Genomic DNA, 23,851 nt, shown 5'->3' with positions numbered 1-23,851 from the left:
CTTACCGCCTGTCGGGATCGGCGGCGCGGCGCTCGGCCACGGCGATGGCCAGACGGCACACGCCGCACAGCCCCGTGCTGGTGGGCGAGCCGCACTGTTCGCACGGGGCCAAAGGCGCGCCGGTCTCCAGCTCCACGGTGGCGAAGGCCGGGCGGCCGCGCTTCAAAAAGCCGTCGTAGAAGGCGATTTTTGAGCCCGGGCTCTGGTGCTCCAGGTCGGCCCACAGGCGCTTGTGCCCGGTGAAGCTGGCCCCGCCGCTGTAGGGGCAGGGCGCGGTGTGGATCTCTATGCCGTTCAAGAAGGCGTAGCACCCGGTCTCGAACTCCGAAAGGCGGTACAGCGGCTTGATCTTGCGCGCAAAGCCGCTTTCCGCGTCGAGGCAGGGGCCCTGGTCGGAAAGATAGCCCGCGTCCCAGCGCAGCGTGTTGGCAAAGAGCCGCGCCACCTCGTCGTCCAGATTATGACCGGTGGCCAGCACCTGGAAGCCGTCCTCCAGGGCCACGCGGTTGAACCAGTGGCGCTTGATCTTGCCGCAGGCCGAGCAGATGGGGCGGTTGATGTATTTCTTCACTTCCGGAATGGGCAGGCCTTCCTTCTCCAGCTCCACCACGCGCAGCTTGAGGCCGTGAAGCGTGCAGAAGCCCTCCACCTTGGTGCGCGCGGCCACGGACGACTTGGGGATGCCCAGGTCCACGTGCAGGCCCGTGACGTCGTAGCCCAGGCGCGAGAGCTCAAGCATCAGGCTGAGGGAGTCCTTGCCGCCGGAAAGGGCCACCAGGACGCGCTCGCCGGGGTTGATGAGCCCGTGGCGGCGTATGGCCTTTTCCACCTGGCCGGTGAAGTAGGTGGCGAAACAGTCGCGGCAGAAGGCTGTGTTGTGGCTCGGCAGGGCGACTTCGGCCAAGGCCTTGCATTTGCGGCATTTCATGTCTGGTTCCTATCCCGTGCTCATGACCTTGCGGACGAGGATCTCGTCGCCGTCGTTCAGGCGGCTGTCCGGCGTCAGCAGCTGGTCGCCCCGGATGATGAGGGCGTCGTTGACGCGCAGGCCCAGGGCCTTTTGCAGCATGAGCACGGTGTTGTGGCGCTGAAAGGTCAGGGTCTTGTTGTCCGGCTCCACGGAAACGATGATCATGCGCGGGTCTCCTTCCAAAGATGGTGGGCAAGAGGTGCCTTTCCCCGGGCCGGGTTGTCAAGCCGGTATGCGGCGGAGAATGAGGCCAAACGGAACAATTGTGTTGACCAGGCCGAAAATCGGGATATACAGTTCAGTGTAAGAAAAGCCCTTCCCCCCAGAGGAGCGTGCGTATGGACAGGTCGAAGATTCTTGTTGTGGATGACGAAAAGCACATCCGCATGTTGTACCAGGAGGAACTGGAGGAGGCGGGCTATGCAGTGGCCACCTCGGACGGGGACGAGCCTATTCTCGAACTCCTCGACCGCGAGAAGCCGGAGGTCGTCATACTGGACATCCGCCTCGGGCCGGACCGCTCCGGCCTTGATCTGCTCCAGCTCATCCGCGGACGCGACACGCAAGTGCCGGTGATCCTCTCCACCGCGTACGACAGCTTCCAACACGACCTCAAGAGCATCGCGGCGGACTACTACGTGGTCAAGTCCGTTGATCTGGGAGAGCTGAAGAACAAGGTGCGCCAGGCCTTGGCGCGCAAGGCCTGACCGAAGGGCCGCAGGTCTTGAGGCATGGGCCCTGCCACGAGGCTCGGCCCACCAATCCAGGCGGCGCTGAGGCGGGCGTTGCAACGTTCCTGGTTGTAGCCTAGCGGTTCTTCTCGCGGATTTCGTAGCCGAAGTGGCGGTCCTGCAGCCAGCGCACGCCGAACAGATCGCGCACGCCCGCAACGGCCCGCTCCCAATTCCCATACTTGCTCATGCCCATGTGCCGCTCGCGGTGGTTCACGGGCATTTCGGCCACGGTGGCGCCCTCCAGCTTCATGAGCGTGGGCAGGTAGCGGTGCATGCCCTTGAAGCGCGGAATGCGCAGCAGCATGTCGCGGCGCATCACCTTGAGGGAGCAGCCCGTGTCGCGCACGGATTCGCGCGTGATGCGGTTGCGAATGGCGTTGGCGATTTTTGAGGCGTAGCGCTTGCTGAAGGTGTCCTGCCGCTTTTTACGCCAGCCTATGGCCATGCCGTAGCCCTGGTCGAACAGGGCGAGCATGGCCGGGATGTCGGCGGGGTCGTTCTGCAGGTCGGCGTCCATGGTGACCACGATGGGGTGGGCGGCCTGGTCGAACCCGGCGCAGAAGGCGGCGGACTGGCCGCGGTTGCGCGTGAAGGCCAGGTAGCGCACCTCCTGGTTGCCCTCGGCAAGGTGCTTCAGCACGGCCAGGCTTTTGTCGGTGCTGCCGTCGTCCACAAAGACCACCTCCCACGTGCGGGAGAGCGGGCGCATGGCGCGGGCTATCTCGTCAAAGAGGCGGGGCAGGTTTTCTTCCTCATTGTAGACGGGGATGACGATGGAGACGCTCTGGGTGTTTGGCATGGCCGGGGTATAGGAAATTTCCAGCCCGGTGTAAATAAGCGTTGACAGGGAGAGGGGTGGGGACTACATACCCCTTCTCGACGCGGAAAGCCGCATCGAATGTGTCGCGGGGTGGAGCAGTACGGTAGCTCGTCGGGCTCATAACCCGAAGGTCGTAGGTTCAAATCCTGCCCCCGCTACCAAAAAGATCAAAGGCTTACGAGAAACTCTCTCGTAAGCCTTTTTTCTTTCCCAACCGCCCTCCCAACCTCCAGCATAAAAAATGGTGCGAAACCAGGTCGTCAGTTTTGATGATCGCGCGAAGGGGGGGACGCCCTGGCCATGATGTCTTGCACTGTCTAGAACCGGCCCTGTGGTGGCGTGGCCCGGATGACGGCGGGACAAATGGCGCTATGCACAAGGTTGCAAATCCGCTTGGTTGCATTTCCTTAGCCGGATGCTTGTTAATGGCTCCAATCTTCATGCCCTAATGGGACTTCATTTAATTGATCCCGGAATTGACGCCACTGCGGCATGAACTGGTCCAGCAGGGCCGTGAAGCGGGTATTGTGATGCCGTTCCAGAAGGTGAACCAGTTCATGGACCAGAACGTACTCCAGGCATTGGATGGGCCGCTTTGCCAGTTCCAGGTTGAGCCAGATGCGGCGTGCCTTGATTGAGCAACTCCCCCACTTGGTCCTCATTTTCTTGATGCCCCAGAAGGACGCCTGCACCCCGATGATGGTCTGCCACTTCTCCAGGAGGGGGGGCAGAAGGATCTTGAGCTGTTCCCTGTGCCACCTGAGTAGGATGGCCTCTCGTTGCTCCGAGGAGGTCCCTGGGCGAGCGAAGAGATCTATGATGGCGACACCGCGTAGGGCTACCTTAGGAGAGCCTGCTTGTTCATGCACACGCAGGCGGTAGCGTTGGCCCAGAAAATAGTGGCTTTCACCATTGACCATCTCACGCTGTGACTGCCTGGGCTGGTTCACGAACCGAGTTTTGTGCTTCTTTACCCAGGCCAGCTTCTCAATCACTGCCAGGCGCACGGCCTCATCGGTCAGCGCCAAAGGGACTGCCACCCGCACCCTGCCGTTGGGCGGGTAAACTCCCAGGTGCAGGTTTTTGATGTCCTTGCGGATGACTTCAACCTTGATGCCGCTGACAGTGATGAAATTGGCCTTAGGAGACTGTGCGGTAGTCATTCTGGTGCTTCGCAAGTTCCAAGATTTGGTCTGTCAGTTCTTCATCCTCAAGTATGGAGCGGATGGCGTTTCGAACACGCTTTGTTTTGCCGGAGTGGTTCCACCAGTCGTCTTGGATTTTTGCCATGATAGCCGCATGTGTCGCCAGGGATTGCGCTTCATCTCGCCCCAGGTTGTTGTAGAGAGCACGTTGTGCTGCTGTCTTAACAGTCGGTGGATAGCCGCCTACGCCGCCCCCTGGCGTATTCGCCTGTTTTGTCAGAGCAGCAATCTTGACGAGGTATTCTTTGTAGTTCAACACTCCCGTCCGCCTCTGCTCAATCAGCGCGTCCAGCAGCGTAGACATCTTTTCATAGTAGGCTGGATCAACCGGAGCCTCATTGATGATGAGCTTGCGGACGTTGTTTTCGATGGTCTCGGCGACAGCCTCCTCGCTCCTCCTAATGCTCTTCGGTAACTGCTCCACCGCATCCGGCCCGCGATCGACAATGAGTTGGATCAGGCTCATGTCGTCGAAGGCGGAGATCTTTTCGCTCTCCTCGGCGCGGATGTAAGTGTCGATGAGGTGGCGCATGGCTGGTTCAAAAGCCTTGAGGTCAATGTAGTCTGCACTGTGCAGGCGGACGGCGTCACGAACCTTGCTGAAGTGGTCCACCTCATGTTTGATGATTTGGATTTCCGCTGGGCTATAGCCCGCCTGAGCCAGTTCGTTGGCGATGCTCGCGTAGGCTCGCAGGAGTGCAGCCACGAATTTGTAGAGCTTCAGGCGTAGCGGTTCGTTGTCCTTGAGCTGCTCCGCGTTCCCGGACTCCTTGGCGCAGAAGTAGTGGAAGTATGCCTCCAAGCTTTTGGGGGCTTCCACTGGCTCGCAGAGGGCCTTGATCGCCTCGCGGGCCTCTTCCAGGTCCTCCCGCGCATGTTCCAGGCGATTCTCCAGCAAACCCTTCACATCGTCCTTGTCGTACCCGTCCAGCGCTCCACTGGTGTAGTCCTGCACCGCCCCTTCCAGGCTCTTGAATAGGTCCTTGTAGTCGATGATATAACCGTACTCCTTGGATTCGCCGTCCAGCCGGTTCACGCGGCAGATGGCTTGGAACAGGCCGTGGTCGCGCATCTGCTTGTCGATGTAGAGGTAAGTGGCCGAGGGCGCGTCAAAGCCGGTGAGGAGTTTGTCCACCACGATCAGGAGCTTCATCTGTCCAGGCTCGTCGATGAACTTCTTCTTTACCTCCAATTCGAACCGCTCGACCTTGCCGATGGCTTTCTCCACTGGCTCATCGAACCAGTCGGCCAGCATCTGGGAGTACACCGCATACTTGAGCAGGTTGTCAGTGTCGCCTTCGCCTGTGGCCTCGCCCTTGGTGTCAGCCACCGACGGCGCGTAACTGGTAACGATGGCGCATTTGCCCTTCAGCTCGCCCTTGGCGAACAGCTCGTAGAACTTGCACGCTTCGTAGATGCTGCCAGCCACCAGCATGGCGTTGCCGTGACCATCCATCAGGCGGGGCTTGATGCTCATGTCCAGCAGGATGTCGGCAGCAATCTTCTCCAGCCTGTCCTGGCATGAGAGCAGCCGCTGCATGGTGCCCCATTTCGCCTTGAGCTGCGCCTTGGCAAGGTCGTTCAGACCCTGGGTCTTGGCGTCGAACCACTGGTCGATCTTGGCCGTGTTGGTGAGCGATTGGTCGATGTCACGGGCCTCGTAGCGCAGGTCCAGCACCACACCTTCTCGTACCGCCTGGTCAAATTTGTAGGTGTGGATGTAGCGGCCAAAAACCTCGATGCTCTTTTGCTTGTCCGCTTTGAGCAACGGCGTGCCGGTGAAGCCGATGAAGATCGCGTTCGGGAGCAACGTCTTCATGGCCTGATGCAAATCGCCGGACTGGGTGCGGTGGCACTCGTCCACGAATACGTGAATGTCTCCCTTGGCGCTGAAGCCTTCCGGCAGGGCTTGAAGAGACTTGATGAATTCCTTGGTTCCCTCGTCATTTTCCCTGTCGCCGTTGTCCTTGCCCCCGAATTTATGGATGAGGGAGCAGAGCAAAGACTCGTGCAGGCTGCCCAACTGCGCCACAAGGTCCGCGCCGCTGGTGGTGCGGTAAATCTGTTCGTTGACCCCGTTGAAAACCTTCTCAATCTGCTCATCCAATTCGGTGCGGTCGGTGATGATGAGCACCCGCGCATCGGCCTTGTGCTCGCGGATCCACTTGGCCAGCCAGACCATGGTGAGCGACTTGCCGCTGCCCTGCGTGTGCCAGATGATGCCGCCCTCGCGCTCGCGCAGCGCGTCTTGGGCGGCCTTTACGCCAAAATATTGGTTCTGGCGGCAGACCTTCTTGGTCCCGGCGTCGAACACCACGAAGTCGTGGATCAGCTCCAGGAACCGCGTCTTTTCGCACAGCTGCAAGAGGTGGCGGTCCAGCAGGTTCGCCTCGTGGGCATGGGAGCCAGTGTCCTCGATCCATTTGAGGTAATACTTTTCCGGGGTCTCGATGGTGCCGTAGCGTAGGCCTTCGGAGTCGTTGCCCGCCATGATCCATTGCATGGTGGAAAAGAAGGGCCGGATAAAGTGCTTTTGCTGGTTGTCCAGGTTCTGGCGGATGCCCTCGCTCACGGACACGGTGGAGCGCTTCAGTTCCAGCACGCCAAGGGCGATGCCGTTGACGTAGAGCACGATGTCCGGGCGTTTGGTGCTGGCCTTGGCATCCGCGCCCGTGACCGTCACCTCCTCGGCGATGGCGAAGTGGTTCTGCTCCGGGTGTTTCCAGTCGATGAGCCAGACCGTGACGTGATTCTCGCCCGCTCCGGGCTGCACCTTCACGCCGTAACGCAGCAGCTCGTAGACGGCTTTGTTGCGGTCGTACAGGTGCTTGCTGGTGTCGCCCGCCACCCTGGTCAACTCGTGCAGCACCCGGTTGATGAGCGTACCGCCGATGCCCTGTTTTTCAAGCCAAGCTGTAAGCAGCCCCAACTCGATGTTGGCGTTGCCGGGCCTGTCGATCCAGTTGCCGAGGTAGTCATACCCCAGGCGCTGCTGGAACAAGGCGACCACACGGGCCTGGGTCTTCTTTTCGATCTGGCCGACGGTGCTCATGGGCTACCCCTTCAGGAGCTTGAAGCTCACCTGATACCGGTAGAAGTCGATGTTTGGCGCCACGGCCAGGGCGCGGCGGATGCGCTGGTCGTCGTCCAGGGCAATGATGACGCCCCGCGTCTTCTGCCCCTGCTCGGCCAGCTCCTGGGCCACAAAGCCCATGTAGCGCAGGGTTTGGCCCACCACCACGTCGCTGGCGCGGCCCTTTTTGAGCTCCACCACCAGCAACTGCTTCTTATCCTTGCTGATGGCCAGGATGTCGATGGGGCCGGTGTCCGTGGGATACTGCTGGCCTTTGCGCTCGCCGTCCTCCTGGAAAATATCGAAGGACTTGCCCAGCTCGGTCTGCTCCCAGTTCTGCACCAGGAAGTCCTCCAGGTGCTTCTCCATGGCGAAGGCCGCCGGGTCGTCCACGGTCTCATCGGTGGAGATGAGCCGGGGCGCGGCCTGGGCGTCCAGAAAGCGCTCAATCTCGTCAGCGTGGCCGGTGACGCCGCTTACGGTGCCGATGGACCCGGTGGAGTTGCGCAGGCTCTCGCTCATGGCGGCGCGCTCGATGGTGCCGTCCAGCCAGCGCACCGGGCGGCGATGGGGCAGGTCTTGGCCTGGCGCGTAAAAATAGTCGCCGATCACCTCGCCCACGTGGTACACGCCCGTACCGTCCGGGCAGAGCACGATGTCGCCCTTGTGGATGCCCTTGGCCACAGTCCACAGCGCACCGCAGGCCAGCCCGGCGGAGATCTTCGACTTGTCGGGGTACAGCGCCAGATATTTGGGGATGAAGGCCTTGTTGAAGGCGCGCCATTCGTCGGGCAGCTGCCCGGTCAGGTCCTCGGCTATGCCGAAGTCCGCGCCGATGTAGTTGCCGGTGAAGCTCTCGGCGGCGTGCGCGCTCTGCTTGCCCAACATGACCCGGTAGTAGTTCTTCACGTGGCTCTCCATTGCATCGTGGGGGATGGTGGTCGGGATGTTCCGGCTCATTACACCAGCCGTATGCGCCCGGTCAAAAGCTCCTGCATCATGCCCTGCTTCAGGGCGCGGGTCTTGTCGCGCCGCGCCTCCAACGCCGCAATCTCGGCGTCCATGTCGGACAGGACGGCGGCGATGGCGGTTTGTTCACTGAGTTCAGGTAATGCAATTTCGAAGTTGTTAACAACATTCCAGTCGGAGCGAGGCATGTGTGTTCCGTAAGCAGTGCTCGCTGCCTCGATGAACATGTCGTCTTTGACGAGTTGAAACAAAAAATCAGGGGATACGATGCATTGGTTGGAAACCAGCACCCATATTTCTGTGGAGCAGACGCCACTTTGGTTCGCTAGCCAATATTTTCGTAGGTACGCGCGTAGTTTGCCAAACAGCACATCACCGGCATAGAATACGGATTTGAGAGATGACTCCCCGCTTGTGATTCCACATCCCAACAGTCGGCCTGATCCCTGTTCTATATGCTCAAGCTCAATACAAAAGACTTGCTCGCCTGATCTCCGTGGGTCAATCCGATCATTTCGCAGTGTTGCCACTTCGCCGAATTTGTGAGCTTCCCACTCCCCGCTGAACCCCGGCAGCCGCCTCTTCCCCGTGAGGAGCTGCTGCATGGCGGCCTGCTTGAGGTCGCGCTTCTTAGCGAGGAGTTGGTCGAGCTTGGCGAGCAGGGCGTCCACGTCCGAGAGCGCGGCGGCGATGGCACGTTGTTCGGAAGAGGGAGGGAAGGGGATTCGAAACGCACGAATCAATGACGTATTGAGGTTTGGTTGCCCGTTACCAGTCGCCACAACATCTCTCAGGTGCTGTGTCTGCGTATTGATATAGTAACAAAGAAAAGCCTTATCCCCTGCCCGAATGTTCAGGAGGGCAGCGATCCCGTCGTTTGCGCAGCATCTGATGCTGAGAAGCTTGGCAACTCCAAGTGTCGCCCCGCTATTGGCAATAATTAAGGTGCCATCTTCAAGAGCACGGCTGCGTTTGGCGCCTTCTTCTGTCAGAAAACCAAACGTCTCAGATACAACGAGCTGACTTTCTGGGAGGTTTGTCAGGGCAGCAACTGTGAGCCAGGGAATGTAACTGCCGTTGAAGTACCGCGGATCTCCCGCTGGCCTTGGAGAGCCACCACGCACAGCTTCGCCGACGTCGCCAAGGCAGCGAACCTCCCACTCCTCCGGAATCACCCCGACCTCAGTGCGCTTGTAGCCCGGCTTCAGCTCCATGCGAACCCCATCTTCTTGAGGTGCTCGCCAACGCGGGCGGAAAGGGCTGCAACATCTTCGGCCAGCCGGGGCAGCGGGGTGGCGTAGCGTTCGGCCAACTGACGGACGCGCCCGGCAAGCGTCTGGCTCACGCGGTCCAGCTCGCCCTGCACAGCGGCGGCGATGCTCGCCAGCCACTTGTCATCCACCACCAGCGCCTTCACCTCGGCCTCGCTGAGCTTCGGGTATTTGGCAAAGACCTTTTCGTCCAGCGCCTTGCGGGCGTCCTTGGCTTGCTTGCTGGCGGCGGCCTCCTGCTCCAGCAGTTCCTGGTAGGCTTCCAACTGGGCGCGCTCGTCAGCGAGCGCCTTGTCGCGCTTGATCTCCTTGAGCCGCGCGGCCACGCTGCCCTTGGGAATCTTGCCGTCCTCCACCACTTCCGCCAGCAGGCCGTCCTCGCCGCCGTGCTCCTCCCGCATTTCGTCCAGCTGCTGCTCCAGCGCGGCGGCCTGGGCCTCCAGCGCTTCAATGGCGGCCAGCTCGGCGGAGAAGTAGCGGGCGATCATGAGCGCGGGCGGAATGATGTCCGCCTTGTAGCGCAGCTTGTTGAACACGAAGTCGTGCGGCTCGTTGTAGGTGGGCTTGTTGTTCTTGTCCTTGCTGGGAATGAGCTGGCGCACGGTGTTTGCGGTTGCCCAGCCCTCGGCCACCAGCAGGTACACGTCGTCCTGCATGGTGGTTTCCCAGTAGTCCATGAGGTGCTGGTACGCGTCATAGGCGTCGATGAGCGGAACAGACTGGAAGTCGGCCAGCAGCCGCTCGGAGAGTTCGGCGATGAGCATCTTGGGACGGTCGCCGGCCTTGATGCCTTCGAGCAACGGCTTAGAAGGCCGTTGCCATGCCTCATACTGCCTGGTGACCAATTGGTTGAAGGCCGTGAACTCGACATGGGCGAAGATGGTGGCCTTGATGGCGCTGGCATCGACCATGAGCTGGCTGTAGCCGGGACGGTCGGCGTCCTTGAAGAGCGCCTTGCGCACGGAGGGGAACACGGCCCAGTAGGCAGCCAGGGCGTCGATATCGCTATTGGGGATGCCGCCCTTGAGGTGCGCCTCGATGTCCTGCAGATCTTCCGGCTCGGTGCTGTCGATGTAGCGTGGCAAATTCAGGTTGAAGTCATGCCCCTCGATCTCGGACATCGGCACCATGCGCGAGTACTTGGGCAGCTCCGCCAGCCGGGTGAAGGTATCCACGATCTTGTGGATGTCCTGGGCGCGCAGGCGGTTCTTGTTGCCGTCCTTGAGAAAGCCCTTGCTGGCGTCGATCATGAAGACGCCCTTGCGTGCAGCGGCGTGCTGCTTGTCCAGCACGATGATGCAGGCCGGAATGCCTGTGCCGAAGAACAGGTTTGCGGGCAGGCCGATGATGCCCTTGATGAAGCCCCTTTTGACGAGGCTGGCGCGGATGGAGGCCTCGGCCCCGCCACGGAAGAGTACGCCGTGGGGCAGAATCACCGCCGCCTTGCCGGTGCTCTTCATGCTTTTGAGCATGTGCAGCAGGAAGGCGTAATCACCGTTCTTATCGGGCGGAGTGCCATATTCGAAGCGGTCGTAAGGGTCGTGCGCCGCATTCAGTCCGCTCGTCCAGTTCTTGTTCGAGAAGGGCGGATTGGCCAGCACGAAGTCGAAGGCCTTGAGGCTGCCGTCACCGTTCACCCAGTGCGGAGCGGTCAGGCTGTTGGCCTGCCAGATTTCCGCCGTGGGGCAGCCGTGCAGCACCATGTTCATGCGGGCCATGGCGGACGTGGCGTTGTCCATTTCCTGACCGTAAATCGTCAGTTCGCGGCCTGTTCGGTTTTTGGCTTCGTCGTGCGCCTTGAGCAGAAGGGAGCCGGAGCCGCAGGTGGGGTCATAAATGGTCTGTGCGCCGCTGGTGGCCCGGCCCAGTTCAATAACCATGGACATGACGCGGGAGACCTCTGCCGGGGTGTAGAACTGGCCCTTGCTCTTGCCCGACTCCGTGGCGAAGTGGCGCATGAGGTACTCGTAAGCATCCCCCAGCAGGTCGTCGCCGTCGGCCCGGTTACGGCCAAAGTCCAGGCCCTCGAAAATGGCCACGAGTTTGGTGAGACGGTCCACCATCTCCTTGCCCTTGCCGAGCTTGTCTTCGTCGTTGAAGTCCGCGACGTTGATTGCGCCTTTGAGGTTGTCGTTGGCGTCGGCTAGTTTGCCGATGATCTTGTTGAGGCGGTCGCCAATTTCCACATCGCCTTTGGCCGCAACCATGTCGGCAAAGCCGCCACCCGTGGGGATGTCGATGAGGGCGTCGCGGTCCCCAGCGTACTTGTCGGAGACGTATTTGACGAACATCAGGACCAGTACATAGTCCTTGTACTGGCTGGCATCCATGCCGCCGCGCAACTCATCGCAGGATTTCCAGAGGGAGGAATAGAGTTCGGATTTTTTGAGAGCCATGAGTCCCTGCAATCTATGTTAAGGTTCGCTCTCAGCAAGTGAGGCACGTCATCAATGATACGAGGAAGATGGATACAACCGGTCCTCTGCTTTTGACAAGGCTCTCCGGCTTTCATCACCCGTGCTTTCTTGCCGCTTGCGCCCATTGCCGATAGGGGAAGAGGGAGCCGAACGGTCTGGCTTGGGCGGAAGCTGGTGGGGCCGGGCGATGCTTGGAAGGTATGCGAAGACGAACTTGAAATTCGATGCTGATTTTGCCCAGAATTCCGAGCAAGGGATGATGGCGGAAAGGTCTCTGATGCCACAAGCCTGGCACGATAGGGAGTTGCGCTACACCCCAGAGGGTTACACTTTTCCGCTCCAGAGTGGGAAAAGAGACCAACCCCGGTTCCTGCAGTGAGTGAGGGTAGCGACTCATCTGCGGATTCGCACTCCGGCCCTATACGTACTCGTGCCGAAGTGGGAGCGGTTTGGCCCTGGAGTCCGGCGATGCGACTGTAGGTAAGGATGGTCCGATCTCGGCCTACGCACCCTGCGCCTACATCGACCCGTCGCAGGGTGGGAGCGACACTTGCGTGTCGGTGAATCCGAACGGTGGACATAATCCGCACAGTCGCTACGCAACGTTGTCTACAGCCTCCGAGGAGGCTCCATCCTTGACAACCCGTGGGGGCGCTCTCGCTCCAGGAGAAGAATAAATACACAGTGGAAAGCGTCTCAGTCAATAGAGGCTCAAGAGCCCTTGCGCCAGATCGCGTATGGCTGGGACATCAACGCTGACCGTAACCTGATCCTTCCCGCGTGAAGGATCATCGCCACAGCCCCCCCACCTCACTTCGAAGCCTTCCTCTTCCCCTCGCTCCGCCTTTTCTTCAACTTTCTTCTATTCGCATTTCCAATTCTTCATAAAAATCACTGGCGTTTTCCGCGCCTCTCATTCTGCCACGAGCTGTTTTCAGTCGACGGTTCCTGCTTTCCTATAGCTTTCGTCGGATAACGGTTCGCCTATTGTGAATTCCTTTTCTACAATAGTTTCGATCGATACGAATAATAAAAGCTATTGACTGTGCTGATTGACGGCAGTAGGCAGCTTTCTGCGTATTCCTTACCCAATTGTCTTTGCTCTGGCTGGCGAAAGGAGCCGAGGCAGGGAAAACAGCCTGACGTTTGGATTGTTAATCGCACGAATTAATACGAAATTATTTATCGAGATTCGATTGGCGCTTTCCGGAACATAAATCAATTATTGTTGGTTGCTGCTGACATGTAAAGGCGAACATGAAGACGAAAGCACTTTTATGGGGTGCGTCCCGCAATGCTTTTTGCGCCGTTTTGACGATATGCGCCTGTGCCTTCAGTTCGCAGCAGGGCCATGCCGCGCCCACGGCGGAGTCGCTGCGCCAGCAGGAGCAGATTGTGCGCGGCGAGGAAGAGCGCCAGCGGCAGCTGGAGCGGCAGCACAAGGAGATGCTGGAGCGCCAGCCCCAGCAGATCGACATCACGCAGCCAAAGACCCCGGAGGCGCCCGTCGACGACTCCGTCTGCGTCCAGATCGACACGATTACCCTCAAGGGCGCGGCGCTGCTCAGCGAGTCGGCCAAGGCGCGGCTGATCAAGCCGTATGCCGGGCGCTGCCTCTCCATGCGCCACATCAATGAACTCATCCGCGACATCACCAACTTTTACGTGGCGGAAGGCTACGTCACCGCGCGCGCATACGTCGCGCCGCAGGACCTTTCCCGGCGCACCCTTGAGATCACGATAGTCGAGGGCACGGTCGAGGGTATTCAGCTCAACGAGGGGACCCCGGCGGACCAGCGCCGCGTGAGCTCTGCGTTCCCCGGCATGACGGCCAGACCCCTCAACCTGCGCGATATCGAGCAGGGGCTGGACCAGCTGAACCGCCTGCCCTCCAGCAACGCCAAGATGGAGATCGTGCCGGGCGCGGAGCCGGGCGCCAGCCGCATCGTCGTCACGGACCAGCAGGCCAAGACCTGGCGGGTGCGCACCAGCGTCGACAACTCGGGCCAAAAGAGCACGGGCGTGAACCAGTACACGGTGTCCCTCGACAAGGACAACCTGATCGGCTTCAACGACCTGCTCACCTTCAACTGGAGCGCCGACGCCGACACCCTGGTCAACTTCAAGCGGCACCAGGGCGAGAGCAGCTCCTTCTATTATTCCGTGCCGCTGGGCTATTGGACCGTCACGGGAAGCGCCAGCTTCTTCGACTACCACACCCAGCTTGAAGGCAGCGGCGTCGAGTACCGCAGCACCGGCAACACCACGAACTACACCCTCGATGTGAGCCGCGTGCTGCGGCGCGACGCGGACGGCAAGACCACCGGCGGGGTCTCCTTCACCACCAAGAAGATCAACAACTTTCTGGAAGGCGAGCGGCTCAAGGCCAGCAGCTACGACCTGAGCATCCTTAAATCATCCCTGGACCACAACCAGCGGCTCTTGGGCGGGGTCTTCAACATCGGCGTCGAGTACAACCTGGGCTTGCCCGTGCTGGACGCGCCAAAGGACAAGACGAGCCAGCTCACCACGCCCAAGCACGAGTTTTACAAGCTCATCTTCTCCGGAGGCTATACGCGCCCCTTCGATGTGCTGGAGCATGAGTTCACCTTCAGCACGCGCGCGCAGGCGCAGTGGACGCCGGACACCCTGTACAACTCCGAGCGCCTGAACCTTGGCAGCCGCTATACGGTGCGGGGCTTCCAGCAGGACAGCCTCTCCGGCGATTCCGGCGGCTATGTGCGCAACGAGCTGTCCTCCTCCATCCTGCCCAAAGACAAGCGGCCGGAGTGGCTGACCAAGACCATCGGCGATCCGCAGGCCTACCTGGGCTACGACGCGGGCTTCATCCACCGGGACGAGACCGACGCCTACGAACGCGGCACCTTGCAGGGGTTGGCCCTGGGCCTGCGGGCTTCCGCCGAGCACTTCGGCACGGATCTCTGCCTGTCGCGCCCGTTGGATGCGCCCTCATTCATGAAGAAAAGAAATTGGCAAATCGACTGGATGTTCAGTTTTAAAATTTAATCGCACCCTTGCAAATGAGACGTTGAAATGAATGCGACCTTGAAGCACGCGCTGATCAATCTGCTTGTCGTCCTGCTGGTTCTTGAGCCTTTCTCCTTCGCCGCCGCCGGCGGCATCGTCGTGGCGCCCGGGGCGCCGGCCTCGAAGCAGCCGACAATGGATGCCGCGCCCAACGGCGTTCCGGTGGTCAACATCGTCAAGCCCTCGGCTTCCGGCATTTCGCACAACCTGTTCGATGCGTTCAACGTCTCGCCCAAGGGCGTCATCATCAACAACAGCAACCGCCCGGGCGTGTCGCAGCTCGGCGGCGCAATCACGGGCAATGCGAATTTCGGCGGCGGACCAGAGGCGCGCCTGATCCTGAATGAGGTCACGGGCAGCAGCCGGTCCAACATCGAGGGCTACACCGAAATCTTCGGCTATGCCGCCCAGTACATCCTGGCCAACCCCAACGGCGTCAGCGTCAACGGCGGCGGGTTCATCAACACGCCCAAGGCCACCCTGACCACGGGCGTGCCGCGCCTCGACGGCTCCGGGGCGCTGCTCGGCCTCGACGTGCGCCGCGGCGACGTGCTCATCGACGGCCAGGGCATCAACGCCGACAACCTCGACGCCTTTGAGATCGTCACCCGCAGCGCGAAGATCAACGCCGAGATCCACGCCAAGCAGCTGAACATCATCGGCGGGCAGGGCAGCTACAACCCGGCCACAGGGCAGACGACTCCCCTCGCGCCTGACGGCTCCGTCGCGCCGACCGTGTTCCTCGACTCCACGGCCCTTGGCGGCATGTACGCCCAGCGCATCCGGTTCGTGGGCACGGAGGCGGGCGTGGGCGTCAATCTGGCGGGGCCTGTCCGGGCCACGGACCAGTTGACGCTGACGGCGGACGGCAAGATCAAGATCGTGGGCGCGGTGTCCGCGGACAAAGACGCCAGCGTGGCGTCCAAAAGCGATGGCGTCGACATTGCCGGAAAGCTGGGGGCCGGCGGCGCCATGCGCGTCGAGGCGGCCCAGGACCTGAGCCTGACCGCACAGCCCGGAGGGGACGCGCCGCTGATCTACGGGGCGACCGTCAACGTCTCCGCCCAGAAGCTGACCAACACCGGCGGCAAGATGCTCGCGGAGTCCGCCCTGACCGCCGCAACCGCCGGGGATTTGAGCAACACCGGCACCATCTACGCCGGTTCGGACGCCTCGCTCATCGCCAAGGGCGCGCTGAGCAACTCCGGCCAGATTCAGGCCAAGGGTGCGCTCACGGCCGAAGGCCAGGGCGTGGGGAACACCGGCACCATCTACGCCGGTTCGGACGCCTCGCTCACCGCCACGGGCGCGTTGAACAACTCGGGTCAGATCCTGGCCAAGGGCGCGCTCACGGCCGAAGGCCTGGGCGTGGAGAACTCCGGCACGTTGCAGGCTGAAGGCGTGCTCACGGCGCGCTCCGGCGCCGGTTTCACCAACACCGGAACCGTCACCACCCAGAAGGGGCTCTCCGTGACGGCCACGGGGATGCTGGACAACAGCGGCACCCTGTACACGGAGGACTCGGCCGCCTTTCAGGCGGCAAGCCTTTATAACCGTGCAGGCGGCCAGATCGTGGCCAAGGGCGACGCGCTTTTCGGGGTGGACGCCGAGCTGAGCAACTCCGGGTCCATCAACGCAGGCAGGCAGGCCACCCTGCGGACCAAGGGCTCCCTCCGCAACGAGACGGCGGGCCAGGTGCTGGCCCAGACGAGCATCCTCCTTGAATCCCTCACGGACTTCTACAACCTGGGCGCGTTCAAGTCCGGCGGGACCGGCTCCTACAGCGTAACCGGGCAGTTCCACAATTCGGGCACGCTCTCCCACTCCGGCTCCGCCTCCCTCACCGTGCCCAGCCTCGTGAACGACGCCACCGGCCAGATCCTGTTCGGCGGCGATTCCCAGGTCAACGTCAGCGGCGACCTGACCAACGCCGGTCTGCTCTTCTCCGGCGGCAAGGCGACGTACCGCGTGGGCGGAACCCTGCTCAACAATCGGGGGCAGTTGCTGTCCCAGGGCGACATGGTGCTGGAGGGAGCGGCGGCAGGCCAGCGGATGCTCACGCTGCAGAACGACTCCGGCTCCATCGAGTCCCTGCAGGGGGGCGTCGGCATCAAGGCCGGCAGCGTGCTGAACAACAACCTGGACTTCAGCCTGGTGGAAGGGGCCATTGCCGGGGCGAGCCTGGAAGGCGGAATGCACTCCTATGGCAATGACGCTTGGGGCGTCGGCTCCATCTTTAATGCGGCCACAGGGCACGGCACCACGGCTCTTTTCAAGTGGGACGCCAAGCGGATCTATCCCGCATACGTCACCGCGCTTGGCCTCAGCTCCACGCGCAACGTCTTCTCCCTTGCGGAGCTGACAGCCGCCGTGAGCAAGGCCGAGCAGGAGATGTTGACCACGCCGGACGCCACCCGCAAGACCAACGTCGATTGGGTCAAGAACAACATCATCGCCGCGCAGGCCCCGTACGCCGTTTTGATTCCAGGAGGCCGTGGCGAGATTGCGGTGTACGAGGCCAAGACCACCACGGACCAGGTCGCCGGAGCGGACAAGGGCGCGAGCATTGCAGCCAGCACCAGCATTTCCGTCGATGCGGACCAGATCAAGAACAACATCAGCAAAATCTCCACCGCCTCAGGCGACATCACCTTCAACGCCGGGGCTTTTGAGAACGTCGGCAAAGAGGTTTACGAGCGCTCCACTGTCAACTGGGGGCGCGGTTTCACGAACAACTCCAAGCACAAGGGCGTGTACACCGAGGGCACTGGGCAGGAACTGGTGCTGACGCCCGTGAGCTACGCCTACGGAACCATCAATGCGGGCAGCAAGGTGGCCATCACCGCGGCGCATGTGAGCAACGGCATCACCGAGAACTCGGGCGCAGCAGGCACGGCCAGCGCCATGGGCATCGTGGCCCCGGTCAAACCAAGTTCCCTGGGGCAAAGCCTGCCCAGCATGACCGATCTCATCGGCACCCAACTGAAGAACGGCCTGTTCAGCGCCAACACCACCCCGGGCCACCACTATCTGATGGAGACGAACCCGGCGCTGACCAACATGAGCACGCTGTACGGCTCGGACTACTTCCTGAAGCGCAGCGGCATCGACCTGGACAAGACGCATAGGCAGCTGCTGGGCGATGCGTTCTATGAAACCAACCTGGTGCGCGAGCAGATTTTCGCCCTCACGGGCAAGCGGCTTCTCAGCTCCTCCGCCACCAGCGATGCCGAGCAGATGCAGGCCCTGATGGACAGCGCACTGAGCGCCAAGGAGTCCCTCGACCTCACCGTGGGCGTCGCCCTGTCCAACGATCAGATCGCCAAGCTCACCAAGGACATCGTCTGGCTGGAGAAAGCCACGGTGGATGGGCACGAGGTGCTTGTGCCCAAGGTGTACCTGGCCAGCAAGAGCCTGACGAACATCGCCCAGGGCGGCTCGGTCATCGTGGGCAAGGACGTCGCCATCACCACCACCGGCGACACCAAGAGCAGCGGCGTCCTGCTGGCCGAAAACACGCTGACCATCAACGCCGCGAACATCTTCAACACCTCCGGCACGATCAAAGGCCAGACCGTGGCCCTGGCCGCCACCGACTCCATCACCAACACCAGCGGCAGCATCAGCGGCGGCGACGTGAGCCTCAGCGCGGGCAAGAACATCACGGTGAACACCGCGACGACCACCTTCACCTCCAGCACCACCACCAGCGAAGTGGCGGAGGCGCGCGGCAAGGTGGCCGCCACGGGCGCGCTGACCATGACGGCGGGCGAAAACATCGCCGTCACCGGGGCCGATGTGGCCGCCGGGGGCGATGCGAAGCTCACCGCGGGCAAGACCGTGGCCATCGCGGCGCAGACGCTGAGCAACAAGTCCAGTTCGTCCGGCGCGCACAACTATCGCGGCAGCAGCGCCATCGAAGCCAACTCGGGTTCCACCGTGACCGCAGGCGGCGCCCTTGCCGTCAGCGCGGGAGAGGACGCGCTCGTCACCGGCAGCAAGCTGCAGGCTGGCGGCGATGTCGCCCTGGCGGCGGGCAGGAACCTCTCCATCGCCTCGGCCACGGACAAGCAGGAGTCCTCCAGCTTCATCTCGGGCAAGAGCGGCGGGCTGTTTGGCGGCAAAAGCTCGGAGTCCTACTCCGGCAGCTCCACCACCAACGTGGCCTCGCAGGTCGTGGCCGGCGGCAAGCTCACCGCCGAGGCGGGCAAGGCCGGCACCGGCGATCTTGTGGTGGCGGGCAGCAAGTTGAGTGCTTCAACAAGTGTCTCGCTTACGTCTGAGGGGAATATCCAGATTGCCGCAGCGCAGATGACAAGCTCGAGTCATTCTGAGTCCAAAAGTTCCGGTGCCATGGGGCTGCTGTCTGACTCCGCCCTAAAGGATAACCAAAAGGTTACCACTGTGCGCAGCGAAGTCGAAGCTGGAACAGACATTGCCGTTGAAGCAAAGCAGGACATCACGCTCACGGCTGCAAAAGTCACCTCGGGTGGTGAAACAAAGCTTACTTCGGTCGAAGGGCAAGTCTCAATTCTGACCAGCAAGGATAGCGAATACAACCGTAGCGTGTCCTCGAACGTCGGCCTGCTGACTTGGTCGTCCCAGGACAAGGGAAAAAATGCCGAGACCGTCGTCAATACACTAATTCAGACGGGCAAGGGCCTCACCATCACCAGCCGCAACGGTGTGACGGTTGAGTACAAGCAGACCGGCGACCTGCGACAGGACATCCAGCAGCTCTCCCAGGCCCAGGGCCTTGAGTGGATGGGGGAGCTGCTGAAGCGTGATGATGTCAACTGGAAGGCTGTTCAAGAGAAGTACGAAACCTGGAACAAAAAGAATGGCGGACTTTCTCCCGCCGCCACCATCGTGTTGGCCATTGCTGCATCGGCTGCGACGGCGGCGTGGGCCTCGGGATTTGCTGGGTCGCTTGTGGAATCAATCGGCAATGTCGGCCTGAGGCTTGCGTTGCAAAGCGCCATCGCGGCTGGGATAACCGCGACGGCATCAAATGTCGCCGTTGCCACTGCGAATACCGCTGCCGGTGGGGACTTTGGAAAAAACATGGAGGCATTGGCTTCAGAGCAGGGAGTGCGTTCTCTGCTGGCCAGCATGGTGCTTGCCAGCGCGATGAGCAACTTCAATACAGCACTTGATGGTAAGGAACTCTTGGAGAAGACCAAACGGGCTCTCGTGACATCTGTGGTGAAGACGCTCACCAGCAATGTTGTGGGCGGGAAAGATCTTGAAAAGTCATTCCTTACTGCCCTAGGCTCGTCCTTCGATAGCTATGTGATGGGAGAAGTCGGGTCCGAAAACAGCCTTGAGAGAACGGAGCGAGTTGTCCTTGCCGGGGCGTTGGGTGCCGCCGGCGCCAAGCTTACCGGTGGCGATCCGTACCAGGCCGCATTGAGCGCGATGACCGTGGAAGCCGCGGACTGGGTACAGGCAAAGGAGCTAACCCCCGCACAGAAGGCTCAGAAGGAAAAATATTCCGCATTTGGCGATTGCTCATACAAAGAGACATGCAAGTCGGTTGAGGTCGCGGGGGAGAAGTACGTTAAAATTGAACCGGGGACACCCACGGAAACGACACAAGACCAAACAACAACGGCTGCCCCAATGACACAGGAGGAGGCGAAGCAGGCCGATATCATCAAAAAAGCGTCGGCGCAGCTTGCAGAGGCAGGTGTTACCCAAGACATGCTGTTCAATGGAGACACAAACCTCAAAATTTCCATCTATTATAAAGAGGCAGCAACTGGAAAGGGAATGGGCGAGGTTGTGGTCGCCGTGAAAGGAACAGATCCGCTGAGTGGCAAGGACTGGCTCACAAACATCAAACAGGCCTTCGGATTTGGCGGTACGCAGTATGATGTCACAACAAATGAAAAAGCCCTAATTGGTTTACAAAATTTTGCAAACAGCAACAATTGCATGCTTACTGCTACTGGTCATTCTCTTGGGGGAGGCGTTGCCATGGCATTAGCCTCAACGGGTTATTTTGATGAGGCGATCGTCTTCAACCCCGCTTCGGTGAATGCGAATACGATCGAAAGGGCGAAGGGAAATGCCCAAAACGCTAACGACAAAACGACAGCGTATGTGAGCCGCGCAGACCTGTTGAATGCTTTTCAGACAATGTTTCTTAATCCGCTTACCGGCGACAAGGTCTATGGTACCGTCATTGTGACAGAGGGTGCCGGGTTCCATGGAATCGATCCATTTATGACCTCAAAAAACAAGAAGTAATCATGTGTGAGGAGAATATGCGAATGTGTCGTTTGGGAATGTTCTTCGTCGCTTTGCCCTTTCTGGTATCCGCATGCACATTCTATAGCTCAGACCCTGACATCGCCAGACTTGAGCGCGCGGCGGAGCAGGCACCCAAGGGCCCGACTCCGGCGATTTATATGAGCCCTGCGGAGATGTACCCGGACAACCCCCAGGCGCAGGCGTTGGTCAAGGCGGCCAGCAAAGGCGACCTGAAGGAGATTGACCGACTGATCGACGCAGGGGCGGACCCGAACGCCACCGGCACATATGGCAAGACTGTGCCCGGTTGGCTGCTCTACCACCCGAACAAGGCCGGGTTCCGGCGCTTGCTTGAGCGCGGGGCCGACCCGAACAAAATCTGGTATGATAAGAACAGAGCACAGTCGTCGCTGTTGCATTGGGCAGTTGAGCGATCAGACGCGATCGGGACAGATTACCTCAAAATGTGCCTGGAGATAGGGAAAGGGAACCCAAATCTTGAACCGCCGGATCATAGAGAAAGACCGATCATGATAGCTGTTCAAAAAAACAATACTCAAGCCTTTTTTATGCTCTATAACTATGGAGCAGAAATAGACTATAAGATAAGAGATCCATATAGCACAGACTCTCTTGCAGACTATACGGCATCATATGCTAATTTTCAGATTTTGATTTTCTTGTTACAAAGTGGAGTACATTACACGTCAGACATAACAAAACTTCAAGGAATACATCGCAGCATAGACGCACGTATGGGATTCAATTATGCGAGAGACAAAGATGAGCAACGATACATGTGGTTCTGGCGCTGTGTTGATTTCCTTGAAAAACGTGGGATGACATTTAAGTACGGGATCGCCGTACGCCCGGCTGTGCTGGATACCACCCCGCCGGAATCGCTGAATACCGCGGCGGGGCAAGCTGCCGCACTGCCGAAGAACATCAACATGCTGATGCAGCAGGTGGACCTGACCTATCCGCTGCCCGTCTGGGCGGACACGCCGGAGACCCGCGAGAACGTGCAGATTCGGCAGCAGCAAAAGGCCGGGACGATCATCCTTGACTACCTGCCGCAGAACCAGACCGAGAGCGACTGGAAATCCGTCTACACCGTCATGACGACCTACACGCCGGGCACGAGCCTCGACCAAGCCGCGCGCATGGCGCTGGAGACGATGCGCAAGGGCCTCGGCAAAAGCGCGACCATCGTCACCGAAGAGAGCACGCAAGACCACCAGATCCTGCACTTTGCCAGCGCGGACGCCTCTGGCCCGGAAGGCGTCGTGTACATCGGCCGGTTCCTGGACACCATCGTGACGGTCCGCGAGACATGGCGCTCCGTCGACGCCGTCACGGCCAGCTCCTACCGCGCCAAGGCCCTTGCCGGAATGCGCCAGGTCGTCATGAAGAAGGGGCTGACCGTCCTGCCGGCCAACTAATACAACGCAACACCATCAGGAGTTTAAGATGATTAACCTCACCACGCGCCTCAAGCGGGGCATCGTGATCATGACATTGGGTATTCTGGTCAGCATCGCAACCCCGGCCTTTGCGCAAGACCAGCAGAACGCCACACAACCCCCAAATCAGCCTGTCGGGGCGATGCCTAACTTGGTTTTGACCCTGAATCTCTACGATGGAATCATCAAGTGCCCGTTCCCCCTGTGGGTGAAGGAGCCAAAGCAAATCGGCGAGTCGAAGATGTATCGTCATCAAAAAGGGAATCTATTTTCTGTTGAAATGATCCCAAAGGCACAAGCGTTTTCCCATTGGACACGATTGTATGGCATCTATGGATTTTATCTGCCCGAACATGACATGAAGCGTTTCTTTGACGAATCAATGAACGCCTTGGCGTTGGGCTGCAAGGCGCAAGGGCAGGCGCATATTCTCAGTACCGGGGATAACGCGATCACGCTTGAGTATTACTGCCCGGAACTGCGGCCGGAAGTGGCGACAGATGGCAACACCGTCGAGCGCGGCTTCATGTTCATTTCGCACACGGGCAAGACCTACGCCAAGGTTTATCAGGCCTGGCGCGGCGGTTCCAATGCAACCGAATCAGAGGACTGGCCGACTCATCCGAATGTGGAGCAAGAGGCCGTCGAAAAGATGAAGTCGATTCGTTTTTTCAAGGCAGAAGGTAAATAGCTACCCTACGGCAGCCATGCCTTTGGGCGATGCATCTGAACGCCACCAGCTTATTCGGAGTTGATGTGCTCTGCACTCCCAGGGTGAAATCGTCGCTCCGTGGTTTTGCGCCAGGCGACGTGGCCTGTGGCCCGGATAGCGGTGTCTTGACGCCTGAACTCACTGAATTTTAATTTGGAAGTTGCCATCGTACACCTTCAGAGAAGTGTCCATTCCGGGGAAGAACGGCGAGTTCTGTCGTCAGATGTCTTTGGTCAAAAACTATCATTCTGCATCATGCTTGTCACTCGGCTATGCGCCTTTTGCTTAAATAGTAAGCGAAATCTTTTTGAAGCCATTGCCTTCTATGCGGCCTAGTCAACACCACAGACGTGTGGTGTTGACTAGGCCGCATCGCGCTGCTCAACAACGGTGCGCATCCGGTCGAAGTTCTCCAAGAGGTCGCCCGGGACGACATTCCCACCTTGCGCGCGCTTGGCCTTCATGCTGTCTGCATGGCTCTTCTGGTAGGCGTGCCACCACCGGCTCTGCTCTTCACGGTCATTGCTCGGGCAGACCATGCAGCCCGCAGCCCGCATCGTTTGTCGTGTTCCGCTGTACTGCCCATGCGGGTAGCAATGCGCGCAAGTGCATGCCCAGATCTCGATCTTTCCGTTCTTGGGGTTCTTGCGGTAGCCTGTGATGGTCCCGTCACCGTCGCAGTTCACACAGCCCTTTGCGTCGTCGTTCGCAGCGGCGGACTTGTCGATCGTGCGCCAGGAGGCCAGGATGGCGTTGGCGAGGTTCCCCGGGTGGCTGTCCATGCTTTCAATGCGCTCAGTGATGGCCTCGACAAACTTGCCAGGAACGGCCTGGACGCGCTGAAACACGCGCTCCTTCGTCTCTGTGCTGTACCGCTTCCCAAACGTTGCCTGAAAGGCGTCCAACATGATTTC

General features: G+C 60.2%; 14 protein-coding genes and 1 tRNA gene. 6 read left to right on the top strand and 9 right to left on the bottom strand.

The annotated features are described in order from the left end of the window. Position 1: 1 nt before the first annotated feature. Positions 2-928 (bottom strand): PP-loop family protein, encoded by a 927-nt coding sequence (locus ACYQ4W_RS10035; protein WP_459855961.1) that lies wholly within the window; start codon positions 926-928, stop codon positions 2-4. Positions 929-937: 9 nt separating this feature from the next. Next, on the bottom strand, positions 938-1,135 hold the full coding sequence (locus ACYQ4W_RS10030) for a hypothetical protein (protein WP_459855958.1): 198 nt from the start codon (positions 1,133-1,135) through the stop codon (positions 938-940). Positions 1,136-1,308: 173 nt separating this feature from the next. Here ACYQ4W_RS10030 and ACYQ4W_RS10025 point away from each other — a divergent pair, with 173 nt between their 5' ends. After that, positions 1,309-1,677 carry a response regulator gene (locus tag ACYQ4W_RS10025; protein WP_459855956.1) on the top strand — a complete coding sequence of 123 codons (369 nt, stop codon included), beginning with the start codon at positions 1,309-1,311 and terminating at the stop codon, positions 1,675-1,677. 100 nt (positions 1,678-1,777) lie between these two features. Here the strand turns inward: ACYQ4W_RS10025 and ACYQ4W_RS10020 are convergent, their stop codons facing one another. Further along, a complete protein-coding gene (locus ACYQ4W_RS10020; RefSeq protein ID WP_459855954.1) occupies positions 1,778-2,503 on the bottom strand; it encodes a glycosyltransferase family 2 protein in 726 nt (241 codons plus the stop codon). Positions 2,504-2,608: 105 nt separating this feature from the next. Between ACYQ4W_RS10020 and ACYQ4W_RS10015 the strand changes: the two genes are divergently transcribed. Next, positions 2,609-2,685, top strand: a tRNA-Met gene (locus ACYQ4W_RS10015). 261 nt (positions 2,686-2,946) lie between these two features. On the opposite strand, the gene ACYQ4W_RS10010 is transcribed toward ACYQ4W_RS10015, so the two are convergent. From ACYQ4W_RS10010 to ACYQ4W_RS09990, 5 genes are read right to left on the bottom strand one after another with little or no spacing between them, the layout of a single operon-like run. Next, on the bottom strand, positions 2,947-3,687 hold the full coding sequence (locus tag ACYQ4W_RS10010; RefSeq protein ID WP_459855952.1) for a M48 family metallopeptidase: 741 nt from the start codon (positions 3,685-3,687) through the stop codon (positions 2,947-2,949). Further along, positions 3,665-6,781, bottom strand: a complete 3,117-nt coding sequence (locus ACYQ4W_RS10005) for a type I restriction endonuclease subunit R (protein WP_459855950.1) — start codon at positions 6,779-6,781, stop codon at positions 3,665-3,667. The genes ACYQ4W_RS10010 and ACYQ4W_RS10005 overlap by 23 nt, the downstream gene beginning before the upstream one ends. Before the next feature lie 3 nt (positions 6,782-6,784). Then, positions 6,785-7,762 (bottom strand): endonuclease NucS domain-containing protein, encoded by a 978-nt coding sequence (locus ACYQ4W_RS10000; RefSeq protein ID WP_459855947.1) that lies wholly within the window; start codon positions 7,760-7,762, stop codon positions 6,785-6,787. After that, on the bottom strand, positions 7,762-8,985 hold the full coding sequence (locus ACYQ4W_RS09995) for a restriction endonuclease subunit S (RefSeq protein ID WP_459855945.1): 1,224 nt from the start codon (positions 8,983-8,985) through the stop codon (positions 7,762-7,764). The genes ACYQ4W_RS10000 and ACYQ4W_RS09995 overlap by 1 nt, the downstream gene beginning before the upstream one ends. Then, positions 8,976-11,438: a type I restriction-modification system subunit M gene (locus ACYQ4W_RS09990; RefSeq protein ID WP_459855943.1), complete on the bottom strand. Its 2,463-nt coding sequence runs from the start codon at positions 11,436-11,438 to the stop codon at positions 8,976-8,978. Before ACYQ4W_RS09990 ends, ACYQ4W_RS09995 begins: the two co-directional genes overlap by 10 nt. Positions 11,439-12,716: 1,278 nt before the next feature. Here ACYQ4W_RS09990 and ACYQ4W_RS09985 point away from each other — a divergent pair. Genes ACYQ4W_RS09985 through ACYQ4W_RS09970 form a run of 4 tightly spaced genes read left to right on the top strand, consistent with a single transcriptional unit; the run spans position 12,717 to position 22,916 of the window. Then, positions 12,717-14,486, top strand: coding sequence for a ShlB/FhaC/HecB family hemolysin secretion/activation protein (locus tag ACYQ4W_RS09985; protein ID WP_459855941.1), 1,770 nt, complete (start codon positions 12,717-12,719; stop codon positions 14,484-14,486). Positions 14,487-14,513: 27 nt separating this feature from the next. Continuing rightward, complete coding sequence (locus tag ACYQ4W_RS09980; RefSeq protein ID WP_459855938.1) at positions 14,514-20,759, top strand: two-partner secretion domain-containing protein; 6,246 nt, start codon at positions 14,514-14,516, stop codon at positions 20,757-20,759. A gap of 23 nt (positions 20,760-20,782) precedes the next feature. Further along, positions 20,783-22,204 (top strand): ankyrin repeat domain-containing protein, encoded by a 1,422-nt coding sequence (locus ACYQ4W_RS09975; RefSeq protein ID WP_459855936.1) that lies wholly within the window; start codon positions 20,783-20,785, stop codon positions 22,202-22,204. A 28-nt stretch (positions 22,205-22,232) separates the two neighbouring features. Further along, positions 22,233-22,916 (top strand): hypothetical protein, encoded by a 684-nt coding sequence (locus tag ACYQ4W_RS09970; RefSeq protein WP_459855933.1) that lies wholly within the window; start codon positions 22,233-22,235, stop codon positions 22,914-22,916. Between the two features lie 383 nt (positions 22,917-23,299). On the opposite strand, the gene ACYQ4W_RS09965 is transcribed toward ACYQ4W_RS09970, so the two are convergent. Continuing rightward, complete coding sequence (locus ACYQ4W_RS09965) at positions 23,300-23,785, bottom strand: hypothetical protein (RefSeq protein WP_459855931.1); 486 nt, start codon at positions 23,783-23,785, stop codon at positions 23,300-23,302. Positions 23,786-23,851 lie beyond the last annotated feature (66 nt).

Source organism: Humidesulfovibrio idahonensis, from assembly GCF_054657715.1.
The sequence above is the reverse complement of the archived record's forward strand: the minus strand, read 5'-3'. Positions and strand labels throughout refer to the sequence as shown.